17 protein-coding genes are annotated in these 21,226 nt (G+C 74.9%); 8 read left to right on the forward strand and 9 right to left on the reverse strand.

Annotation, left to right across the window (positions count from 1 at the left end; all coding sequences use genetic code 11):
* Positions 1-4: 4 nt before the first annotated feature.
* From LIX60_RS04735 to LIX60_RS04750, 4 genes are read right to left on the reverse strand one after another with little or no spacing between them, the layout of a single operon-like run.
* On the reverse strand, positions 5-784 hold the full coding sequence (locus LIX60_RS04735; protein WP_050931028.1) for a CDP-alcohol phosphatidyltransferase family protein: 780 nt from the start codon (positions 782-784) through the stop codon (positions 5-7).
* Positions 762-1,823, reverse strand: a complete 1,062-nt coding sequence (locus LIX60_RS04740) for an iron-containing alcohol dehydrogenase family protein (protein ID WP_019710766.1) — start codon at positions 1,821-1,823, stop codon at positions 762-764. The genes LIX60_RS04735 and LIX60_RS04740 overlap by 23 nt, the downstream gene beginning before the upstream one ends.
* The gene (locus LIX60_RS04745; protein ID WP_227957335.1) at positions 1,811-2,563 is read right to left on the reverse strand and encodes a sugar phosphate nucleotidyltransferase; all 753 of its coding nucleotides are present in this window, start codon (positions 2,561-2,563) and stop codon (positions 1,811-1,813) included. The genes LIX60_RS04740 and LIX60_RS04745 overlap by 13 nt, the downstream gene beginning before the upstream one ends.
* Positions 2,560-4,398 (reverse strand): DUF5941 domain-containing protein, encoded by a 1,839-nt coding sequence (locus LIX60_RS04750; RefSeq protein ID WP_227962619.1) that lies wholly within the window; start codon positions 4,396-4,398, stop codon positions 2,560-2,562. The genes LIX60_RS04745 and LIX60_RS04750 overlap by 4 nt, the downstream gene beginning before the upstream one ends.
* 355 nt (positions 4,399-4,753) lie before the next feature.
* On the opposite strand from LIX60_RS04750, the gene LIX60_RS04755 reads away from it, so the two are divergent.
* Together LIX60_RS04755 and idi are read left to right on the forward strand one after the other, a co-directional pair.
* A complete protein-coding gene (locus tag LIX60_RS04755) occupies positions 4,754-5,698 on the forward strand; it encodes a cation diffusion facilitator family transporter (RefSeq protein ID WP_227957336.1) in 945 nt (314 codons plus the stop codon).
* A gap of 218 nt (positions 5,699-5,916) precedes the next feature.
* A complete protein-coding gene (gene idi, locus LIX60_RS04760; protein WP_043465176.1) occupies positions 5,917-6,543 on the forward strand; it encodes an isopentenyl-diphosphate Delta-isomerase in 627 nt (208 codons plus the stop codon).
* A 90-nt stretch (positions 6,544-6,633) separates the two neighbouring features.
* On the opposite strand, the gene LIX60_RS04765 is transcribed toward idi, so the two are convergent.
* On the reverse strand, positions 6,634-7,047 hold the full coding sequence (locus LIX60_RS04765) for an ATP-binding protein (protein WP_308101091.1): 414 nt from the start codon (positions 7,045-7,047) through the stop codon (positions 6,634-6,636).
* Between the two features lie 1,599 nt (positions 7,048-8,646).
* Here LIX60_RS04765 and LIX60_RS04770 point away from each other — a divergent pair.
* From LIX60_RS04770 to LIX60_RS04785, 5 genes are all read left to right on the forward strand, one after another.
* Positions 8,647-9,489 (forward strand): enoyl-CoA hydratase/isomerase family protein, encoded by an 843-nt coding sequence (locus LIX60_RS04770; protein ID WP_227957337.1) that lies wholly within the window; start codon positions 8,647-8,649, stop codon positions 9,487-9,489.
* 164 nt (positions 9,490-9,653) lie between these two features.
* Complete coding sequence (locus LIX60_RS04775; protein WP_227957338.1) at positions 9,654-10,523, forward strand: hypothetical protein; 870 nt, start codon at positions 9,654-9,656, stop codon at positions 10,521-10,523.
* Positions 10,524-10,701: 178 nt separating this feature from the next.
* On the forward strand, positions 10,702-10,827 hold the full coding sequence (locus LIX60_RS31390; protein WP_019710773.1) for an LPFR motif small protein: 126 nt from the start codon (positions 10,702-10,704) through the stop codon (positions 10,825-10,827).
* Positions 10,828-10,938: 111 nt separating this feature from the next.
* Complete coding sequence (locus LIX60_RS04780) at positions 10,939-13,332, forward strand: Tex family protein (RefSeq protein ID WP_227957339.1); 2,394 nt, start codon at positions 10,939-10,941, stop codon at positions 13,330-13,332.
* A 99-nt stretch (positions 13,333-13,431) separates the two neighbouring features.
* Positions 13,432-14,379 (forward strand): DMT family transporter, encoded by a 948-nt coding sequence (locus LIX60_RS04785; RefSeq protein WP_227957340.1) that lies wholly within the window; start codon positions 13,432-13,434, stop codon positions 14,377-14,379.
* Here LIX60_RS04785 and LIX60_RS04790 read toward each other — a convergent pair.
* From LIX60_RS04790 to LIX60_RS04805, 4 genes are all read right to left on the reverse strand, one after another.
* Complete coding sequence (locus LIX60_RS04790) at positions 14,366-16,093, reverse strand: ABC-F family ATP-binding cassette domain-containing protein (RefSeq protein WP_227957341.1); 1,728 nt, start codon at positions 16,091-16,093, stop codon at positions 14,366-14,368. The genes LIX60_RS04785 and LIX60_RS04790 overlap by 14 nt on opposite strands.
* Positions 16,094-16,256: 163 nt before the next feature.
* Positions 16,257-18,125 (reverse strand): BCCT family transporter, encoded by a 1,869-nt coding sequence (locus LIX60_RS04795; RefSeq protein ID WP_227957342.1) that lies wholly within the window; start codon positions 18,123-18,125, stop codon positions 16,257-16,259.
* A gap of 184 nt (positions 18,126-18,309) precedes the next feature.
* A complete protein-coding gene (locus LIX60_RS04800) occupies positions 18,310-19,254 on the reverse strand; it encodes an oxygenase MpaB family protein (protein WP_227957343.1) in 945 nt (314 codons plus the stop codon).
* A gap of 146 nt (positions 19,255-19,400) precedes the next feature.
* Positions 19,401-20,156, reverse strand: a complete 756-nt coding sequence (locus LIX60_RS04805) for a DNA alkylation repair protein (RefSeq protein ID WP_227957344.1) — start codon at positions 20,154-20,156, stop codon at positions 19,401-19,403.
* A 141-nt stretch (positions 20,157-20,297) separates the two neighbouring features.
* On the opposite strand from LIX60_RS04805, the gene LIX60_RS04810 reads away from it, so the two are divergent.
* Positions 20,298-21,026: a MerR family transcriptional regulator gene (locus LIX60_RS04810; RefSeq protein WP_227957345.1), complete on the forward strand. Its 729-nt coding sequence runs from the start codon at positions 20,298-20,300 to the stop codon at positions 21,024-21,026.
* The last annotated feature ends 200 nt before the right edge of the window (positions 21,027-21,226 follow it).

Genomic DNA, 21,226 nt, shown 5'->3' on the forward strand with positions numbered 1-21,226 from the left:
GCGCTCACTTCAGCCTGCTGGAGGCCAGGACGGACACGAGGTGGAGCAGCGTCTGCAGCATCGCGATGCCGGCCAGGACCGCGACGCCGAGCCGGGAGAAGAACAGGTCGTCCCGGACCGCATCGAGGACCGCCAGCGCCAGGATCAGCAGGGACGCCTCGACGCCGAGCACGAGCCGGTGGAACTTGAGCGCCGCGGCCGCCCGGCGGGCCAGCGCCATCCCGGACGAGCGCGGCTCGGACGCCGCCTCCTTGACGGGCGGCAGCCCGCCCTGGTGGCGGGCGACGCCGACGAGGTCCGTCTCGGCCTTGATCAGGACGGCGCCGAGGGCGGCCAGGGTGCCGAGGAACGCCCACAGCCAGTCGATGCGCCCCTCGCCCCACAGGTCGGCGGCGCGCAGCCCGAACCCGACGAGCACGGCGGCGTCGCACAGATAGGCGCCGACCCGGTCGAGGTAGACCCCGCCGAGGGAGAACTGCTTCTTCCAGCGGGCCACCTCGCCGTCGACGCAGTCCAGCAGCAGGTAGAGCTGGACCGCCAGCACGCCGAGCACGGCACCGGTGATCCCCGGGACCAGCAGGGCCGGGGCGGCGAGGACGCCGAAGACGGTCATCACGTAGGTCAGCTGGTTGGGTGTGACCCGCGTGTTCACCAGGTGCCGGTCCACGCGCAGCGAGAGTTCGCGCATGTAGAGCCGGCCGGCCCAGTGCTCGCCGCTCCGCCGGTCCTTCACGCCCGGGGGGTGAACGACCGGGCGGAGTTCAGCTACTGATGGCTTTGGCATAGTCGGCGTAAGCGTCCCTGATCTGGTCGGTGGAGAGGTTCCGGTGCTCCAGGATCGTGTAGCGCCCGGGGCGGGTCTTGGGCGCGAACTCCACGGCCTTGACGAACTCCTCGTCGGTGAAGCCGATCTCGCCGGGGAGCACCGGCAGACCGTGCCGCCGCAGCACCTCGACCATGTGCGCGGACTGCTCGCGGGCGCCGCGCAGATGCATCGCGAAGGCGGCACCGAGCCCGCACTGCTCGCCGTGGGCGGCGGCGCGCTTGGGGTAGAGCAGGTCGAGCGCGTGGTTGATCTCGTGGCAGGCGCCGGAGGCCGGCCGGCTGTCGCCGGCGACCGACATGGAGATGCCGGTCATGACCAGGCCCTCGGCGAGCACGGTGAGGAAGTCGTCGTCCCCGCAGCCGCCGGGGTGGCGCAGTACCGCCTCGCCGGACTGCCGGGCCATGGCGGCGGCCAGGCCGTCGATCTGCTCGCCGGTCTCCCGGTGGGACAGCTCCCAGTCGGCGACGGCGGAGATGTTGGAGATGACGTCGCCGACGCCGGAGCGGACGAAGCGGATCGGGGCCTCGCGGATCACATCGAGGTCGATGACGATCGCGATGGGGTTGGGCACCCCGTAGGAGCCGCGGCCCGCGTCGTTGTCGAGGGTGGCGACCGGCGAGCAGAGACCGTCGTGCGAGAGGTTCGTCGCGACGGCGACCAGCGGGAGGCCGATCCGCGCCGCGGCGAACTTCGCACAGTCGATGATCTTGCCGCCGCCCATGCCGACGACCGCGTCGTAGTGGCCGGACTTCATGGCGTCGGCCAGCTTGATCGCCTCGTCGAGGGTGCCGCCGCCGACCTCGAACCAGGCCGCTCCCGGCAGCGCCGGCGCGAACCGCTCGCGCAGCGCCGCCCCGGAGCCGCCGCTGATCGCGATGGCCAGCTTGCCGGAGGCGGAGATCCGCTGGTCGACGAGGAGGCCCGCCAGGTCGTCCAGTGCGCCGGCGCTGATGTCGACGACGACCGGGGACGGAATGAGACGGGTCAGTACCGGCACGCGATCTCCCGTCCACGGGCGAGGTCGTCGTGGTTGTCGATCTCGACCCACCGGACATCGCCGATCGGGGCGACGTCGATGGTGAAGCCGCGGTTGACCAGCTCCTGGTAGCCGTCCTCGTAGTAGAGGTCGGGGTCCTTCTCGAAGGTGGTCTTCAGCGCGTCGGCCAGCTCGGCGGCGGCCTCGGCCTCGATCAGCGTGACGCCGATGTACTCGCCGGTGGCCTCGGCCGGCTCCATGAGCTTGGTGATGCGCCGGACGCCCTTCCCGGGGTCCGTGATGACCTTCATCTCCTCGTCGGCGAGGGACTTCACCGTGTCGAGGGCGAGGATGATCTTCTGCCCCTGTCCGCGGGCGGCGAGCAGGGTCTTCTCGACGGAGACGGGGTGCACGGTGTCGCCGTTGGCGAGGATCACGCCCTGGGCGAGGACGTCACGGGCGCACCAGAGGGAGTAGGCGTTGTTCCACTCCTCGGCCTTGTCGTTGTCGATCAGGGTGATCTTGAGGCCGTACTTCTTCTCCAGGGCCTCCCGGCGCTCGTACACGGCCTCCTTGCGGTAGCCGACGACGATGGCGACCTCGGTCAGGCCGACCTCGGCGAAGTTGCCCAGGGCGATGTCGAGGACGGTGGTGGCCTCGGGGTTGTCCGCGGGGCCCACCGGCACCAGAGCCTTGGGCAGGGTGTCGGTGTAGGGGCGCAGACGCCGTCCGGCGCCGGCTGCCAGCACGAGGCCGATCATGCGGGTTCTCCTGTTTCGTCGTGTACGGCGGGTGCTCCGGAGGAGACCCAGAAGCGGATGCTCTCGATGAGCACCGCGAGCGCGATGACCGCGGCCAGGGCGGTCAGGGCGATGGTGAAACCTGTGGCGGGGAGGAGGGCGGCGGCGGCCGTGACCGCGAGGACCCGTCCTTCCTGTCCCCCGACCGCCCGTACCAGCCAGGCCGGCGGGGCGCCGGTGCCGCCGCGGATGCGGTACACCGTGTCGTAATGATGATAGGCCGCGGCCGCCACCAGCCCGAACGCCGCGGGCAGGGCGCCGTCCGTCTCCGCGCGGGCCGCCAGCACCAGGATGGTGCCGTACTCGGCCGTGCGGAAGAGCGGGGGGACGAGCCAGTCGAGGGGGCCGGTGAGCGGCCGGGCGGTGGCGAGGCCGGACAGGGCCGCGTAGCCGAGCGCCGCGACGGCCGGCCAGGGGGCGCCGGACGGGGTGAGCGAGGCCGTGAGCAGGATCAGCGCCGTGGCGAGCAGGGCCGCGGCGGGCGCGCCGAGGAGGGCGGGCAGCGTGCGGGCCGGGGCCCGCAGGGCGCGGGCGGCGGCCTCGGCGAGCGGTCCGGAGTCGGCGAGGTCGGCCAGCGCCCGCCCGGCGCGGACGGTGCGGGGGCCGCGGCGGGCGAGGGAGCGCAGCAGCCGTCCGGCGGTGGTGTAGCAGGCGGCGAGCGCGCAGCCGACGAGCAGGACGGTGAAGACGGTGCGGGGGGTGGTGAGCGCCGTCAGGACGGCGATCAGCGCCCAGCGCTCCCCGATTGGCAGCACGATCATGCGGCGGGCCCAGACGGTCCAGCCGACGCTGTCGAGCCTGCCGGAGAACGCGGCGGCGGGGCTGGTGTTGCCGGGTGCGTCGTGGTCCGCCTCGTTGAAGGCGAAGTCGACGACGTGCCGCACGGTCTGCAGGATCATCGCGGCCAGGGCGAGGGCCCAGACGTCGTCACCGCCCCGGGCCGCGCCGAGCGCCAGGCCCGCGTAGAAGGCGTACTCCTTGGCCCGGTCGAAGGTGGCGTCGAGCCAGGCGCCGAGCGTGGAGTACTGGAGCGAGTAGCGGGCGAGCTGGCCGTCGGTGCAGTCGAGGACGAAGGAGAAGAGGAGCAGCAGCCCGGCGGCGGCGAAGCCGGGGCGGCTGCCCGTCGCGGCGCAGCCGGCGGCGATCAGCGCGGTGACCAGCGAGGCGGTGGTGACCTGGTTCGGCGTGAGGCCGCGGCGCGCGCACCAGCGGGCGAGATAGCGGGAGTAGGGGCTGACGAAGAAGGTGGTGAAGAAGCCGTCGCGGGCCTTCACGGCGGTGCGCAGCCGCACCTGCTCGTCGTCGGTCTCCGCGAGGGCGGCGAGCGCCTGCTCGCGTTCCCCGGGGCCTTCGGGCACGGTGGCGGTCAGCACGCCGAGTTCGGGCCGGTGGACCTGTTCCCCGGCGGCGGCGAGGGCGGCGGCGGCCGCGTCGGGGACGGAACCGGCCGTCGCCCGGGGGACGGCGCCCTCCCCGGCGGAGGGCGCGGCGGGCCCGGCCGGGGGCGCGGCGAGGGCGCGCAGCAGGGCCGCGCGGGCGGCGGGCTGTGCCGTGACGGCGCCGGGGACCGCGGCGGCCGGGAAGCGGGGGTCGGTCAGCGCCAGCCGCAGCGCGTGCCGGTGGGCGACGAGGCGGGTGTCCACCACGGCCACGCGTTCCCCGGCGGGGACGGCGCCGACCCGGGCGGCCAGGTCGCCGTCGTCCGCCGCCGTGACCACGGTGAAGCCCAGCGCGCGGAGGTCACTCGGCAGGTGCTCCCCGGCGACCGGCGGACCGGTGAGGATGGCGGTCGACAGACGAACTCACTCCTTGGCAGCTGGCATGACCGGGGCGCGGCACACGGGGGCCGCGGGCAGGCTCCACCCGGCTTCTCACCGTGGGTGGCACGTCGGCAGAGGCTATCCGATCGGCGGAAGCCGCCGTTCATCGGCCGTTTACCCGTGGCCGGAGGGGGGCAGGCACTTCCGGCCATCCCGGCCATCCCGGTCATACGAAGCCTCCCGGGCCGCCGGAGCCGCGGGCGCGAACGCGCAGGCCGGAGACGATGACAACGGTGTTCGGCGCCTTGTTTGCGGATACCCCCGGCCCGTAGTTCACTGGCCGGACGGTACGGCGGGGACGGCCGCCGGCGCGCGGACGGAGGGCGGTTCGATGGGGGCAGGACACGGCCACGGGCCGGCCGGCGGTGCCTCGCCGGCCCGTACGGGCACCGCCGCGGCGGCGCACCGGGGCCGGCTGCGCATCGCCCTCGGGCTGACCCTGACCGTGCTGTTCGCCCAGCTGGCGGGCGGGCTGATCACCGGCTCCCTCGCCCTGCTGGCGGACGCCGGGCACATGGCCACGGACGTCGTCGGGCTCGCCATGGCGCTGCTGGCCATCCGCTTCGCCAACCGCCCGGCGAGCGAGCAGCGCACCTTCGGCTACGCGCGCGCCGAGATCCTCGCCGCGCTCGCCAACTGCCTGCTGCTGTTCGGCGTCGGCGGCTTCGTGTTGTACGAGGGCGTGGAGCGGCTGTTCCGGCCCACCGGGGTGGAGGGCGGGCTCGCCGCCGTGTTCGGCGGGATCGGACTGGTGGCGAACGTCATCTCGCTGCTGGTGCTGATGCGCGGACAGCGCGAGAGCCTCAACGTCCGGGGGGCCTTCCTGGAGGTGCTGGCGGACACCCTGGGCTCCGTCGCGGTGATCGTCTCGGCCCTGGTGATCACCGTCACGGGGTGGCAGCGGGCGGACGCGGTGGCCTCGCTCGTGATCGGCCTCATGGTGGTGCCGCGCGCGTGGAAGCTGCTGCGGGAGGCGGTGGACGTGCTGCTGGAGGCGGCACCGCGCCATGTGGACATGGCCTCGGTGCGGGAGCACATGCTCGCCCAGCCGGGCGTGGAGGACGTGCACGACCTGCATGTGTGGACGATCACCTCGGGGCTGCCGGTGCTGTCGGCGCATGTGGTGGTCAGCCCGGAGGTGCTGGACGCGCTGGGCTACGAGAAGCTCCTGCACGAGCTGCAGGGCTGCCTGGACCGGCACTTCGACGTGGAGCACTGCACCTTCCAGCTGGAGCCGGGCGGGCACGCGGAGCACGAGGCGGGTCTGTGCCACTGAGGCCGCCGCGCCCGGTTCCCGCGTCTTCTCCGCGTCCCGTCCGCCTCTCCTCCGTTCCGTCCGCCCGGGGCGGGACCGGCACGCGCCGGGATACCCCGTCAAGAGGTGGCAAGTGGCCCTTTTGGGCATCATTCGGGTGTACCTCCGGATACCCGGCGAAGCGGGCCGGCCGGTCCGTACGGCAGACTGGTTCGTCGTAGCCGAACCGAAGGATGGCCATGCCGACCACACCAGCCACGACGGCTGAGACCCGCTCCCAGCACCCCGCCGGGGAAGCGGGACCGGTGCCGGGGGGCACCGCTGAACCGATCATGCTCGAACTGGTCGACGAGAGCGGCGTGACCACCGGCACCGCGGAGAAGCTCTCCGCGCATCTGCCGCCCGGCCGGCTGCACCGGGCCTTCTCGGTCTTCCTCTTCGACTCCGCGGGGCGGCTGCTCATCCAGCAGCGGGCGCTGGGCAAGTACCACTCCCCCGGTGTGTGGTCCAACACCTGCTGCGGACACCCGTATCCCGGCGAGGCGCCCTTCGCGGCGGCCGCCCGGCGCACCGCCGAGGAGCTGGGCGTCTCCCCGTCGCTGCTGTGCGCGGCGGGCACGGTCCGCTACAACCATCCGGACCCCGCCTCGGGTCTGGTGGAGCAGGAGTTCAACCATCTCTTCGTCGGCCTGGTCCAGGACGAGCCGCGGCCGGACCCGGAGGAGGTCGGCGAGACGGCTTTTGTCACCGCGGCCGAACTGGAACGGCTGCACCGGGAGCGGACGTTCTCGGCCTGGTTCCCGACCGTTCTCGACACCGTGCGCCCGGCCGTCCGCGAGCTGACCGGGCCGTCGGCCGGCTGGTAGGACCGCCGGCAGGGCCCTCCCGCCGCCCCCGGGACCGCCCGGGGGCGGTGGCCGGCGGGCTCCGCGGAGGGAGCGGGCCGGAGGCGCCGCTCACCCGCCGGGCGCACCGTGCCCCTCCCCTCCGGGGCCGCCGGGGAGCGGCAGCCTGACCCACACCGCCTTGCCGCCGCTCGCGGTCCGGTCGACGGCCCAGACGCCGCCCGCTTCACGGGTGAGCGCCGTGACGAGCAGCAGCCCGCGGCCGCCCGTGTCGAGCCGTCCGGCGTCCAGGGCCGCCGGACGGTAGGGGTGATCGTCCTCGACGGCCACTCTGATCCAGTCCGCACCGGTGGACACCTCGATCCCGATCTCCGGGGTCAGCAGGGCCGCGTGCCGTGCGGCGTTGGCGACCAGCTCGGTGACGACCAGCAGCACGGTGTCCATCAGCTCACCGCGTACAGGTACCGCGCGGCGCACCAGCAGATCGCGGACCGCGGAGCGGGCCCGGGGCGCCGCGGAGTCCACGCACGGTGCGGTGAACCGCCAGGCCCCCGCGTACGGGGGCTCCTCCGGCCCCTTCCCGGGTGGCGCCGGGGGTTCTCGCGGAGCGGTGGGCTCCCGTTCCGCCTCCGTTGTCCCGGGTCCGCGTTCCCCCGGCCAACGTTCCCCGGGCACACGGGGTTCGTGCGGCGCCGGTGCCTCCCGGGGCGCCCACGCCGCGCCGGGTGCTCGCGGTGCCGACCGTTCCCGTGTGTCTCCGGGCGGAGGACCGTACTGGGGCCTGGAGGGTGGATCGCGCCGCTGGGGCGGCGGGCCTCCGCCCTCGGCCCGCGCGGGCCGGTCCGCCGGCGGAGCGGGCGGCCGGCCGCTGCCCCCCGGGCTCACCGGCCGGGCGTCCGGCGCGGGCCCGTCCTGCGGCGCCCTGTCGTCGTCCGGCCGGCCGGACGGCCCGGGCCACGGACCGGAGAGCCCGGAGGCGGGGACGGGGGGTGCGCCGGGCCGCGAGGCGGTGGGCGTCTCCCGGGCCCGCTGGTGCTCCGGCCCTCCGGAGGGCGGTCCGGGCCGCGGATCGGGGTGCCCGGCGCGTCCGCCGGGTCGCTCGTACGGTGCCTCGGAGCCGCCCGGACCGGGCGTCGTCTCCGGGGGCTGCCCGTGCTGCCGCGCGGAGAACTGCCCTGGTGGTGGCAAGGGGACTTGGTATCCCGGGTCCCCGGGGTATCCCGGGTCCCCGGGGTGCCCCGGGTGCTCCCCCGGTGGCCGCCGCCGGCGCCCGCCGGCGACCGCCTCCGCGGCCGTGGGCCGGGAACGGGGGCGCGCGGGGGGAAGCGGGTGGGGACCGGGCGTCCGCGGGCCGAGCGGCTCGGGCGGCTCCGGCGGCTCTCCCGTCCACGGGGGCCCGGGCGGCTCGGGCGGTACGGCCGGCCCGGGCGGTGCCGTCGGCGCGGGCGGTGCCGTCGGCGCGGGCGGTGCCGTCGGCGCGGGCGGTGCCACCGGGACGGGTCCCGTCGGTCCGGGCGGCGCGGGCGGTCCGGGCGATCCCATCGGCCGGGGTGGTCCGGCCGGTTCCGGCGGCAGGGCCTGGCCGGGCGGCCGCTGCGGGCGGTCCGGTCCGGCCGGTGCCTCCCGTCCCGGTTCCGGCCGCGGCGGCGCGGGGGACGGGCCGTCCGCCTCCGGCCGTCCGTCGGCGGTCCGTGCCCGGTCCGGTGGTCCGTCCTCCCAGCTCTCCATCTGCCCGCCCCCTCCGGTTCGGAGAGCTTCCCTCCCGCCCCGCGGTCGTGCCGGGGCAGCCGGGCACCTCCGCGTCGCGGCTGCTTCGCTCCCGGACCGATGTTGGCAACGGAACGGTCGAATCCGGTCTGCTGCCCGGAAGTGTGCGCCGATCGACAAGTTCTGAGCGTTCCCGTCCGCCGTCGCCGTTCTCGGCGACCGCCCCGGTGCGCCCGCCCTCCGGGCCTCCGGGGCGCGGCAGAGCGTCCATACCGCCGTCGGTGGGGTTGACGAGTTTCCTGATACCGGCGGGGCGGGAGATGACCGCCACGGCGGGCGGCCCCGGCCGGCCCGATGCCGTCCGGCTCGCCCACCTCCCCGTCCCCCCGGTCCGAGGGCCCGGATAGCATCCGGCGCATGGCGCTCTCCCCCTCCGCCGGTTCCGCCGCGGGCACCGGCCCCGCGGCCCCCGCCGGCACCCTGCTGTGCGATGTCCGCGACGGCGTCGCGACCGTCACCATCCACCACCCGGCGAAGCGCAACGCGATGACCGCCGCCATGTGGCGCGACCTGCCCGTGCTGCTGGAACGGCTCGCGGCCGACGCCTCCGTACGAGTCCTGGTGCTCACCGGCTCCGGCGGCACCTTCTGCGCGGGCGCCGACATCGCCGAGTTGAGCGGCACCGGGGTCGAGAACGGGGGCGGGGACGGGGACGGGGAGCCCGCCGGCGGCGGGCCGCAGAGCCTGGCCGTGGCCGCCGAGGAGGCGCTGGCCGCCTTCCCCAAGCCGACGCTCGCCGCCGTCCGCGGCTACTGCGTGGGCGGCGGCTGCCAGCTCGCCGCGGCCTGTGACCTGCGCTTCGCCGCCGAGGGGTCCTCCTTCGGCGTCACCCCCGCCCGGCTCGGCATCGTCTACCCGGCGACGGCCACCCGCCGTCTCGCCGGACTGGTCGGCCCGGCCACCGCCAAGTTCCTGCTGTTCTCCGCCGAGCTGATCGGCGCCGACCGTGCCCTGCGCACCGGCCTGGTGGACGAACTGCTGCCGCCGGAGGAACTGGACGGGCGGGTCGCGGAGTTCGCCCGGACCCTCGCCTCCCGGTCGCTGCTGACCCAGGCCGCCGCCAAGGAGTTCGCCAACGGCGACGCCGGGCCGGAGCGGGTGGCCCACTGGGCGGAGCAGGCCCGCGGGAGCGGTGACACCGCCGAGGGCGTCAGCGCCTTCCTGGAGCGCCGCCCGCCGCGCTTCACCTGGGCGGGCTGAGCACCGGCGGCCGCCGGGCACCCGTGCGCGCCGGGCAGCCGGGGTCCGGCAGGTGCACGGCGGGCGCGGCGGGCGGAGCAGTCGGGGCAGGCACCCCGGGCCCCGCGGGCAGCGCCGGCAACCGCCCTTCCCCGGCCTCATTACCGGCGCGTAACCTGCCGCGCATGACGACGACCTCCCTGCCCCCGCGTGCCGGACGGCACTGCCACAACGCTGTCAACCCGCTGCACTCGGCGCTCTACTTCTCCCCGGACCTCGGCCGGGAGCTGGCGGCCCTCGGCCTCGGCAGCTCCCGCGCGGCCTACTTCGCGGCCCGCTCCGCCCCGATGGGCGCCGTCGGCGCGGGCACCGTCACCGCCACCTTCTACAACTTCAGCCACGACCTGGTCGCCCGGCACGTCCCCGCGATCTGGGAGACCGCGTCCCCCGAGGCGGTGCTCGCCGCCCGGCTGCGCGCCGCCGACGCGACCCTGCGCCGGCTGCTCGGCGAGGACGTCATCGCCTCGCCCGGGATGGCCGAGGCCGCGGAGCTCGCGCTGCGCGCCACCGAGGCCTGCGGGCGGTCCGGGCGGCCCCTGTACGCGGCCCACGCCGACCTGCCCGTACCGGAGGAACCGCACCTCGCCTTCTGGCACGCGGCCACGCTGCTGCGCGAGCACCGGGGCGACGGCCACGTCGCGCTGCTCGTCGGCGCCGAACTGGACCCGCTGGAGGCCCTGGTCAGCCATACGGCCAGCGGGCGGGGCATGGCACCGGCCTGGGCCCTGCGGACCCGCGGCTGGACGGAGGCGGAATGGTCGGCGGCACAGGACCGGCTGCGGGACCGCAAACTGCTCGACGCCGCCGGGGAGCTGACCGACGCCGGCACCGGGCTGCGCAAGGCCCTGGAGGAGGAGACGGACCGGCTGGACCGGGCCCCGTACGAGCACCTGGGCGCGGCCGGTGTCGAGCGGCTGACCGCCCTGGCGGTCGAGTGGCGGAACACGGCGGTGATGGCCGGCGCCTTCCCGCCCGACCTCTTCGGCAAGGGCTGAGCGGCCACGGGCACGGCGGGGCGGGCGGGCTGTCGGGCCCGGCGGGGCGCGGGCGCATTGTTTGGACCGCCGGCATCCGGTCAGACGCGGTGTACGGCCGCACGGATCAGGAGGATCCGTGCACACGGCCGCGAAGCGGACGTAGCCGTCAGAGCACGCCCGACCAGAGGAGGATCACGTGTTCCGTGCCATCGCAGACGCACTCCGGGCCGTCGGCGGCGCCCTGGCCACCGTCGTCACCCTGCCCTTCCGCGTCCTGAGCAAGCTGTTCGGCGGTGCCTCCCGCAGCACCCGCCGGGTCTGACCGCGACCGCCGCTCCCGCCGGCCGCGCCCGGCCGACGAGTCCCCGGCCCGGCTGTCCGTGCCACCTGCCACAATGCAGGCTCCAGCACGACGACAAGGCGGAACGGGATCGTGACGACGTCGATTGAGGGCAGGATCGCCGAGGAGCTCGGCGTACGGGAACAGCAGGTCAGGGCCGCCGTCGAGTTGCTCGACGGCGGCTCGACCGTGCCGTTCATCGCGCGCTACCGCAAGGAAGCGACCGAGATGCTCGACGACGCGCAGCTGCGCGCCCTCGAGGAGCGGCTGCGCTATCTGCGCGAGCTGGAGGAGCGGCGCGCCGCCGTCCTGGAATCGGTGCGGAGCCAGGGCAAGCTCGACGCCGCCCTGGAGGCGAGCATCCTCGCCGCGGAGTCCAAGGCGCGGCTGGAGGACATCTACCTCCCCTTCAAGCCCAAGCGGCGCACCAAGGCGCAGATCGCCCGGGAGGCCGGGCTGGAGCCGCTGGCCGACGGCCTGCTGGCCGACCCCTCGGTCGAGCCGAAGGCCGCGGCGGCGGCTTTCGTGGATCCGGAGAAGGGCGTCGCGGACGCCGCCGCGGCGCTGGACGGCGCCCGGTCGATCCTCACCGAACGCTTCAGCGAGGACGCCGACCTCATCGGCGAGTTGCGCGAGCGGATGTGGACCCGGGGGCGGCTGACGGCGAAGGTCCGGGAGGGCAAGGAGGAGGCGGGCGCCAAGTTCGCCGACTACTTCGGCTTCTCCCAGGGGTTCACCGAGCTTCCCTCGCACCGGGTCCTCGCCATGTTCCGGGGCGAGAAGGAGGACGTCCTCGACCTCGCGCTGGAACCGGAGGAGCCGGAGACGGCCGGGGCCCCGACGGCCTACGAGGCGGCCATCGCCCGGCGGTTCGGGATCGCCGACCGGGGCCGCCCGGCGGACCGCTGGCTGGCCGACACCGTGCGCTGGGCCTGGCGCACCCGCGTCCTCGTCCACCTCGGCATCGATCTGCGGCTGCGGCTGCGGCAGGCGGCGGAGGACGAGGCCGTGCGGGTGTTCGCGGCGAACCTGCGCGATCTGCTGCTGGCCGCCCCGGCCGGCTCCCGCGCCACCATGGGGCTCGACCCCGGCTTCCGTACCGGTGTGAAGGTGGCCGTGGTGGACGCGACCGGCAAGGTCGCCGCCACGGAGACGATTTACCCGCACGTCCCGCAGCAGAAATGGGACGCCTCCCTCGCCACCCTGGCCCGGCTGGCCCGCGAGCACCGCGTCGAGCTGATCGCGATCGGCAACGGCACCGCCTCCCGGGAGACGGACCGGCTGGCGGCCGATCTCATCGCGCGCGAGCCGGAGCTGAAGCTGACCAAGGTGATGGTCTCCGAGGCCGGGGCCTCCGTGTACTCGGCCTCCGCCTTCGCCTCGCAGGAACTGCCCGAGCTGGACGTCTCGCTGCGCGGCGCGGTGTCCATCGCCCGCCGGCTGCAGGACCCGCTGGCGGAGCTGGTGAAGATCGACCCCAAGTCGATCGGCGTCGGCCAGTACCAGCACGACCTCTCCGAGGTGAAGCTCTCCCGCTCGCTGGACGCGGTCGTGGAGGACTGCGTCAACGGCGTCGGAGTGGACGTCAACACCGCCTCCGCGCCGCTGCTCGGCCGGGTCTCCGGCATCGGAGCCGGGCTCGCCGAGAACATCGTCGCCCACCGCGACACCCACGGCCCGTTCAAGACCCGCAAGGAGCTCAAGGACGTGGCCCGGCTGGGGCCGAAGGCGTACGAGCAGTGCGCGGGCTTCCTGCGGATCCAGGGCGGGGACGATCCGCTGGACGCGTCCAGCGTGCACCCGGAGGCGTATCCGGTGGTGCGCCGGATCGTGCGGTCGGCGGACAGCGACGTGCGCGGACTGATCGGCAACACGGCCGTGCTGCGCCGGCTGCGGCCGGAGGAGTTCGTCGACGACTCCTTCGGGCTGCCGACCGTCACGGACATCCTCAGGGAGCTGGAGAAGCCGGGCCGCGACCCGCGGCCGGCGTTCCGCACCGCCGCGTTCAAGGAGGGCGTCGAGAAGATCGGCGACCTGCGGCCGGGGATGCTGCTGGAGGGCGTCGTCACCAACGTCGCCGCGTTCGGCGCGTTCGTGGACGTCGGGGTGCACCAGGACGGCCTGGTCCACGTCTCCGCGATGTCGAAGACCTTCGTCAAGGACCCGCGGGACGTGGTGAAGCCGGGCGACATCGTCCGGGTGAAGGTGCTGGACGTGGACATCCCGCGGAAGCGGATCTCGCTGACGCTGCGGCTGGAGGACGAGGTCCCGGCGCCCGGCGCGGCCCCCGCCGGAGACGGCGGCGAGCGGCGTCCGGGCCGTGCGCCCCAGCCCCGGCAGGGCCGGCCGGGCCAGGGCGGCCGGGGCGGCCGGAGCGGCGGCGCGGGCCGGAGCGGCGGCCGTGACGCGGCCCCGGCGAACGGCGCGATGGCCGACGCGCTGCGCCGCGCGGGGCTGCTCAACCCGAAGGACGGCGGCCGCTCGTAGGGGCCGGGGCACGGCGTCCCCGCCGCCGTGCCCCGCCCGCGCCCCCAGGTGCGGAATCCGGTTTCCGGAAGACAGCGGCGGCCGTTTAGCGTGGGGCTCATGCCCGACGATCTCGCAGTTCACGACACCTCCCCCGGGCCCGCCGCGGCCACCGGCACCGGCCGTGCCCCGTCCGGACGGCGGACCGGCGGGAGAGTGCGGGCGTCGGGGCTCGTCCTGGGCAGTGCCCTGTCGCTGCAGTTCGGCGCGGCGGTGGCGGCCCTGCTGTTCCCGCGGGCGGGAGCGCTGGGGGTGGTGACGCTGCGGCTGCTGTTCGGGGCCGTGGTGCTGATGGTGCTCTGCCGGCCTCGGCTGCGCGGTCACAGCCGGGCCGACTGGGGCCTGGTGGCCGCGTTCGGGCTCGCGCTCGGCGGGATGAACACGCTGTTCTACCAGGCGATCGAGCGGATTCCGCTGGGCGCGGCCGTGACCCTGGAGGTGCTCGGCCCGCTGGTGCTGTCCGTGGTGGCGTCCCGGCGCCTGGTGAGCTGGCTCTGGGCGGTCCTGGCGCTCGGCGGCGTCCTGCTGCTGGGGCGCGGGGGCTTCGACGAGCTGAACCCCGCCGGGGTCGCGTACGCCCTGGGCGCGGGCGCGATGTGGGTGCTGTACATCCTGCTGTCCGCCCGCACCGGACGCCGCTTCGCCGGCAGCGACGGTCTGGCGCTGGCCCTGGTCGTGGCCGCCGCGCTGAGCCTGCCGCTGGGGGTGGCGAGCGCCGGACGGACGCTGCTGGACCCGGTGACGCTGGGGCTGGGCGCCGCGGTGGCCCTGCTGTCCTCGGTGCTGCCGTACAGCCTGGAGCTGGCGTCGCTGCGCAGGCTGCCCGCCGCGACGTTCGCCGTGCTGATGAGCGTGGAGCCGGCGGTGGCGGCCGCGGCCGGTTTCCTCGTCCTCGACCAGGCCCTCTCGCTGGTCACCGGCCTGGCCATCGGGCTGGTGGTGGCCGCGAGCATCGGCGCCGTGCTCACTCCCCCGGCGCCGCGCACCCCGCCCGTCAGCGCTCCGTGATCCGTCCCCCGGCGACCTCGATGCGCCGGGTGACGTGGACCGCGTCGAGCATCCGGCGGTCGTGGGTGACGAGCAGCAGCGTGCCGTTGTACGAGGCGAGGGCCGCTTCGAGCTGTTCGATGGCGGGCAGGTCGAGGTGGTTCGTCGGCTCGTCCAGGACGAGCAGGTTGACGCCCTTGCCCTGGAGGAGGGCGAGGGCCGCGCGGGTGCGCTCCCCCGGCGAGAGGGTCGCGGCGGGCCGCAGAACGTGGGCGGCGGCGAGTCCGAACTTGGCGAGCAGCGTCCGGGCCTCGGCCGGGTCCAGCTCGGGGGTGGCCGCCCGGAAGGCTTCCAGCAGCGGGGTGCCGTCCGCGCCCGCACCGCCCGCACCGTTCCCGCCGCTCGCGCCGGCGCCATCCGCACCACTGGCGCCATCCGCACCGCCGGCACCGTCCGTGCCGAAGAGCCGTCCGCGTGCCTGGTCCACCTCGCCGACGACCACGCCCGGCCCGAGCGCGGCCTGCCCGGCGTCGAGCGGGAGGCGGCCGAGGAGGGCGGCGAGCAGCGTGGTCTTGCCGGAGCCGTTGGCGCCGGTGACGGCCACCCGGTCCGCCCAGTCGATCTGCAGGTCGACCGGGCCGAAGCGGAAGTCGCCGCGCCGCACCTCGGCGGCGCGCAGGGTCGCGACGACGGCGCCGGAGCGGGGCGCGGCGGCGATCTCCATCCGCAGCTCCCACTCCTTGCGCGGCTCCTCCACGGTCTCCAGACGCTCGATGAGCCGCTCGGTCTGCCGGGCCTTGGCGGCCTGTTTCTCGGTGGTCTCGGTGCGGGCGTTGCGGCCGATCTTGTCGTTGTCGCTCATCTTGCGCCGCGCGTTCTTGACGCCCTTCTCCATCCAGGCGCGCTGGGTGCGGGCCCGGGCCTCCAGGCCGGCGCGGGTGCCGGCGTACTCCTCGTACGCCTCGCGCGCCCGGCGGCGGGCGGTCTCCCGCTCCTCCAGGTAGGCCGTGTAGCCGCCGCCGAAGAGGTTCACCTGCTGCTGCGCCAGGTCGAGTTCGAGGACCTTGGTGACGGTGCGGGTGAGGAACTCGCGGTCGTGGCTGACGAGGACGGTGCCGGCGCGGAGCCCGCGGACGAAGGTCTCCAGCCGCTGCAGCCCGTCCAGGTCGAGGTCGTTGGTGGGTTCGTCGAGGAGGAAGACGTCGTACCGGCTGAGCAGCAGGGAGGCGAGGCCGGCGCGGGCGGCCTGGCCGCCGGAGAGGGTGGTCATGGGCCGGTCGAGGCCGGTGTCGAGGCCGAGGGAGGCGGTGACCTCCTCGGCGCGTTCGTCCAGGTCGGCCGCGCCGAGGGAGAGCCAGCGGTCGAAGGCGGTCGCGTAGGCGTCGTCGGCGCCCGGCCGCTCCCCGACGAGGGCCTCGGTGGCGGCGTCCAGCGCGGCCTGGGCGGCGCTCACCCCGGTCCGGCGGGCGAGGAAGTCCCGTACCGACTCGCCGGGCCGGCGCTCGGGCTCCTGCGGGAGGTGGCCGACGGTGGCGGTGGGCGGGCTGAGCCGCACCTGCCCGTCCTCGGCGGTGTCGAGCCCGGCGAGCAGCCGGAGCAGGGTGGACTTGCCCGCGCCGTTGACGCCGACGAGGCCGATGACGTCGCCGGGGGCGACGACCAGGTCGAGCCCGGAGAAGAGGGAGCGTTCGCCGTGGCCGGCGGTGAGGTTCTTGGCGACGAGGGTGGCGTTCATGAGGGTGCCGATTCTAGGGGCCGGTACGGCGCCGGCCGGACCTTCCGTCCCCGTCCGGCGCCCTCGGCCCCGCCGCGGAGCCCGTCCCGGCCGCCCCGGCCGCCGGGACGCCCTCGGTGCTCCCGCGGGCGCCTCGGCCGGGGCGCCCGCGGGGCCGGTCGGTTCAGGCCCCGTCGGCGGGCTTCTCCGGGGGGCCGCCGGGGCGGTGCGGGGCGGTGTCCGGCGCGGAGGAGCCGGCCGGGCCGGGGGCGCCGCCGCCCGCCGTCCCGGCCCCGCCGCCCGTACCGTCCCCGCGGTCCGTGCCGGACGTGCCGTCCTCGCCGTCCTCGCCGTCGCCCGGGCCGATGTGGAGCGCGAAGTCGCCGGCGTACTGCTCGTGGCCGGCGATCACGGCCGTCTCGATGGCCGCCTCGGCCCGTTCCCCGCGCACGATCAGCGGGTCCCGGCGCAGATCGCGCAGGAGGGCCGCGCACAGGCCGATCATGACGAGGGTGAAGGGCGCGGCGGCGAGGATGGTGATCTGCTGGAGGCCGGAGAGCGCGTCGTCTCCCCCGCCGCCCACGAGCAGCATGACGGCCGCGACCGCCCCGGTGACCACGCCCCAGAAGATGACGACCATCCGGTGGGGTTCGATGGAGCCGCTCTGGGAGAGGGTGCCCATCACGACGGAGGCGGCGTCCGCGCCGGAGACGAAGAAGATGCCGACGAGCACCATGACGAGCACGGCGGCCGCGGTGGCGAGGGGGAACTCCCGCAGCACGCCGAAGAGCTGGCCCTCGGGGGTCTTCTCGTCCCCGAGCCGCCCGAGTTCCTGGAAGCGCATGGCCGTGCCGCCGAAGACCGCGAACCAGACCAGGCTGACGGTGCTGGGGACGAGGATCACTCCGCCGATGAACTGGCGGATGGTGCGGCCGCGGCTGATGCGCGCGATGAACATGCCCACGAACGGCGTCCAGGAGATCCACCAGGCCCAGTAGAAGACGGTCCAGGAGGACAGCCAGCCGGCGACGTCCTCACCGCTGGCGGCCTCCGTCCGGCCGGCGAGCTGCGGCAGGTCGCGGAGGTAGCCGCCGAGGGAGGTCGGCAGCAGGTCGAGGATCAGGACGGTCGGACCGCCGACGAACACGAAGAGGGCGAGCACCACGGCCAGCACCATGTTGATGTTCGACAGCCACTGGATGCCCTTGGCGACGCCCGACACGGCGGACGCGATGAAGGCCACGCTCAGCACGGCGATGATCGCGACCAGCAGGCCGGTGCCCACCTGCCCCATCCAGCCGAGCTCGGTGAAGCCGCTGCCGATCTGCAGGGCGCCGAGTCCCAGGGAGGTCGCGGAACCGAAGAGGGTGGCGAAGATGGCGAGGATGTCGATGACCCGGCCGCCCCAGCCGTTCGCGTAACGGGAACCGATGAGCGGCTTGAAGACGGAGCTGATCAGCTGCCGGCGGCCGCGCCGGAACGTGCTGTAGGCGATGGCCAGGCCGACGACGGCGTAGATCGCCCAGGGGTGGAGCGTCCAGTGGAAGAGGGTGGTGGACATCGCGGTCCGCATCGCGGCGGCCGCGTCGGCGGGGTCGGTGCCCGGCGGGGGGTCGGTGAAGTGCGCCAGGGGTTCGTTCACCCCGTAGAACATCAGACCGATGCCCATGCCCGCGCTGAACATCATCGCGACCCAGGAGACGGTGCGGAACTCGGGCTTCTCGTCCTCGGCGCCCAGGGGGATCCGGCCGTAGCGGCTGACGGCCAGCCAGAGGGCGAAGACCACGAAGCCGGAGGCCGCCAGGACGAACGCCCATCCCGCGTTGTGCATCAGCCCTTCGAGCATCGAGCCGGAGACCCGCTTCAGGGTCTCGGTCGCCAGTGAACCCCAGAGGACGAACGCGAGCGCCAGTACGGCGCTGACGCCGAAGACGACGCGGTCGGTCCGCGGGGGGCGGCTGAGGTGGGGGCTGCCCGGCAGCAGGGCCACCACTTCGTGGACGGGCGCGGTGTGGGCGCCGCTTCCCTCCGTCCGCTGCTCGTTCTCCGACACCTCTGCACCTTTCCTCGACGATCCGGCCATGCGAACGCGGGTGTCCGATACCCGCTCATCACGCGTCGCAGTCGTCCCGGTGGCAATATGACTCCCCGTCGCCGCTTCTGTACGGAACGGTGGAACGCCGGACCTCCGCCCCGGGGCCGCCCCGGAGCGGAGGGATACCGGGCGAACCGGCCGGTCAGGGAGCGCGCCGCGCCCCGCCCGGAGCCCGCCGCCCGGCGCGGCCCGGGGCGCCGCGCCGGGCCTCGCGCCGGGCCTCCCGCGCCAGGGGCAGATAGCGCAGCCGCTCGGGGAGCAGCGGTACCAGCGTCCGGACGGCGAGGCCGAACCGGCGCAGCGCCCGCTCCTGCCGGTCCGTCCACTCCAGGCCGAGGGCCTGCCGCGCGTCCGGCGGCATCAGCCCGACGGTGAGGAAGCGGCGGACGCGGGCCAGCGGCGGCAGCAGGACGGGCCAGAGGGCGCGCAGCAGCGGCCGCAGCGGCAGGGGGCCGCCGCCGGGCGGTGGCACGGGGCGGTCCGCGGCCACCAGCTCCTCGACCACGACGGTCCGTTCCAGCTGCTCGTCGAGCATCTTGCGGTAGTACGGCCAGAACTCCTCGATGGTCTGCGGCATGTCCCGGTCGTGGATGCCGAGGATGCGTCCGACCCGGAGCCACTCCGCGTAGAGCTGCCGCTCCTGGGCCTCGGTGAAGGGGCGGCCGAGGTAGCGCTGCGCGTGCCGCTGGACGGGGAAGCCGGTGGCGTGGACCCAGGCGTAGTGGGCGGGGGTCAGGGCGTGGTAGCGGCGGCCGCGGGCGTCGGTGCCCCGGATGGTGCGGTGGAGCCTCCGCAGTCTGCGGCCCTCCTCGGCGGCCCGCTCGCCGCCGTACACCCAGAGCATCACCGAGCGCAGCGAGCGCTCACCGCGGCCCCAGGGGTCGGTGCGGAAGACGGAGTGGTCGTCGACGCCCGCGCCGACGGCGGGGTGCGCGACCTGCAGGACCAGGGCCGAGGGCAGGGACATCACCCCCCGGATGTCCCCGGCGATGCTCCACAGCACGCCGCCCACGGGCGGCGGCTCGGGGTCCGCCGTCCGGCGTACCGGCCCGGGGTCCGCGCCGGGTCCGGGGGTGCGGGGGTTCATGGCTCTCCCGTGTGTCCGGCGTCGGGGCTCCCGGCAGTCCGCAGGGGCGGCGGCACCCGTACCACCAAGATCTCATGAGGCGGGCGAAGCGGCACGGCTACCGTCCCCTGACGCACCGGAAACCGTCCCCGCCGCTCCGGGAGCGGTCACCGTCGCGAGGACTTCAGCGCCATCAGGGAGGCCCGGGTCTCCTCGTCCATCTTTTCGAGCGCGTACCGGAAGGTGTCGCGGTTCATGTCCGTGTGCCATGTGCGCAGGAACGCGGCCACCTCGTCCGGATGGACCGCGCCGGTGACCTTGAGCAGCCACCCGCAGCCCTTCTGCACGTACACATCGTCGTCGCGCATCAGCCGGGTGCAGTTGCCGAAGACATGGGACAGCGGCAGTTCGAACGTCGTCCGCCCCACCGTGCGCCGGACGAACTTCACGACGGCGACATTCGCGGCACGCCGCGCCCACGGGGACGGGGACGCGACCCAGCGCCGGGTCTGCGGGATCCGGTCGAGGTGTCCCAGGAAGAAGGGATAGAGCAGCTTCAGGCACAGGTCGTCGCACTGGGCCCAGTTCGACACATACGTTTCGAGCCAGTACTCGGAGCGCTGGAGGAGCTCGCCGCCCAGCCCGGTCCTCGCGACCCGGTGCAGGAGCGCGAATCCGAGCAGGACCTCCTCATGGTGAGAGGCGCGCGACAGCACCTCCTCCGCCAGAGCCATGCGCGTGGCCGCGGGAACGTCCCGTCTCTCACGGAACCAGTCGTTCGCGAGCTGTACGACGGAGGCGTTGCGCACACCGAGCGCGCGGATCCCCTCCGGAAAATACCGCTGCACACCGAGCGCGACATCCGCGTCGGCTCGCGCCGCGAGAGACCCCAGAAGGTCACCGGCGGCCGTTTCCACGTCCACGGCCCGGATCCTAGTCCGCGTGCGTCCGGCCCGGGCGGCCGGGCGGATCACCTGCTTCCGAAAGGTTTCACACGGGCGGTGAGACAGCAATACTGTTGAACACGACCGGCGCAGAGGAACGAGAGAGCGAGGCGCAGCCCGATGCCCCAGGAGCTGACCGTCCACGGCCTGACGGTCGACGAGCTGGCCGCCCGCGCGGGGGTGACCGTCCGCACCATCCGCTTCTACAGCACCCGCGGGCTGCTGCCGCCCCCGGAGATCGGCCCGCGCCGGGTCGGGCGGTACGGCCAGGAGCATCTGTCCCGGCTGGCGCTCATCGAGGAACTCCGGCACCAGGGCATGACGCTGGCCGCCATCGAACGCTATCTGCGCCGCCTCCCGGAGGACCTCAGCGCCCAGGATCTGGCCATGCACCGGGCCCTGGTGGCGTCCTGGGCGCCCGACGGGGCGGAGGAGGCCACCCGCGAGCAGTTGGAGCGGCGCGCGGGCCGGCCGCTGGAGGAGAGCGACATCGACCGGCTCGCCGCGATGAACGTGGCGGTGCGGACGGAGGACCCGGACGTCTTCCGGGTCGATCCCCCGCTGCTGCACCTGGGCGTCCGGCTGCTCGATGTGCCGGTCGGCCTGGAGACGCTCCTCGCGGCCCGCTCCGTCGTCCTGGAGCACACCCGGGAGGCCGCGCGGGAGCTCAGCCGGCTCTTCCGGGACGAGGTCTGGGAGCCGTACCGGGAACGGGAGGAGGACCCGGACCAGGTGGAGACGGTGCGCGTGCTGTCGGCGCACATGCAGCCGCTGGTGGTGCAGGCCCTGGTCACGGCGTTCCAGCGGTCCATGCGGGAGGAACTGCGGGACTCCTTCCCGGAGGAGTGAGCCACGCCCCCGGGCTCGCCCGCACGCCGTCCCCCGTCTCGCACAGCTGCACGGAACCGGTCACGCACCTCGCACGGTTCATATCCCTTCCGTTACGACCCACCCGTTCCGCGGTCGGCGGCCGCCCGGCCGGGAAGACTGCCGTCGGTACGACGCGGGTGGAGCCGCGGGCGGAGCCATGCGGCACGGACCGACACACG

The sequence above is a fragment of the Streptomyces sp. S07_1.15 genome, from assembly GCF_020739505.1.
In the GTDB taxonomy this organism is placed as follows: domain Bacteria; phylum Actinomycetota; class Actinomycetes; order Streptomycetales; family Streptomycetaceae; genus Streptomyces; species Streptomyces xinghaiensis.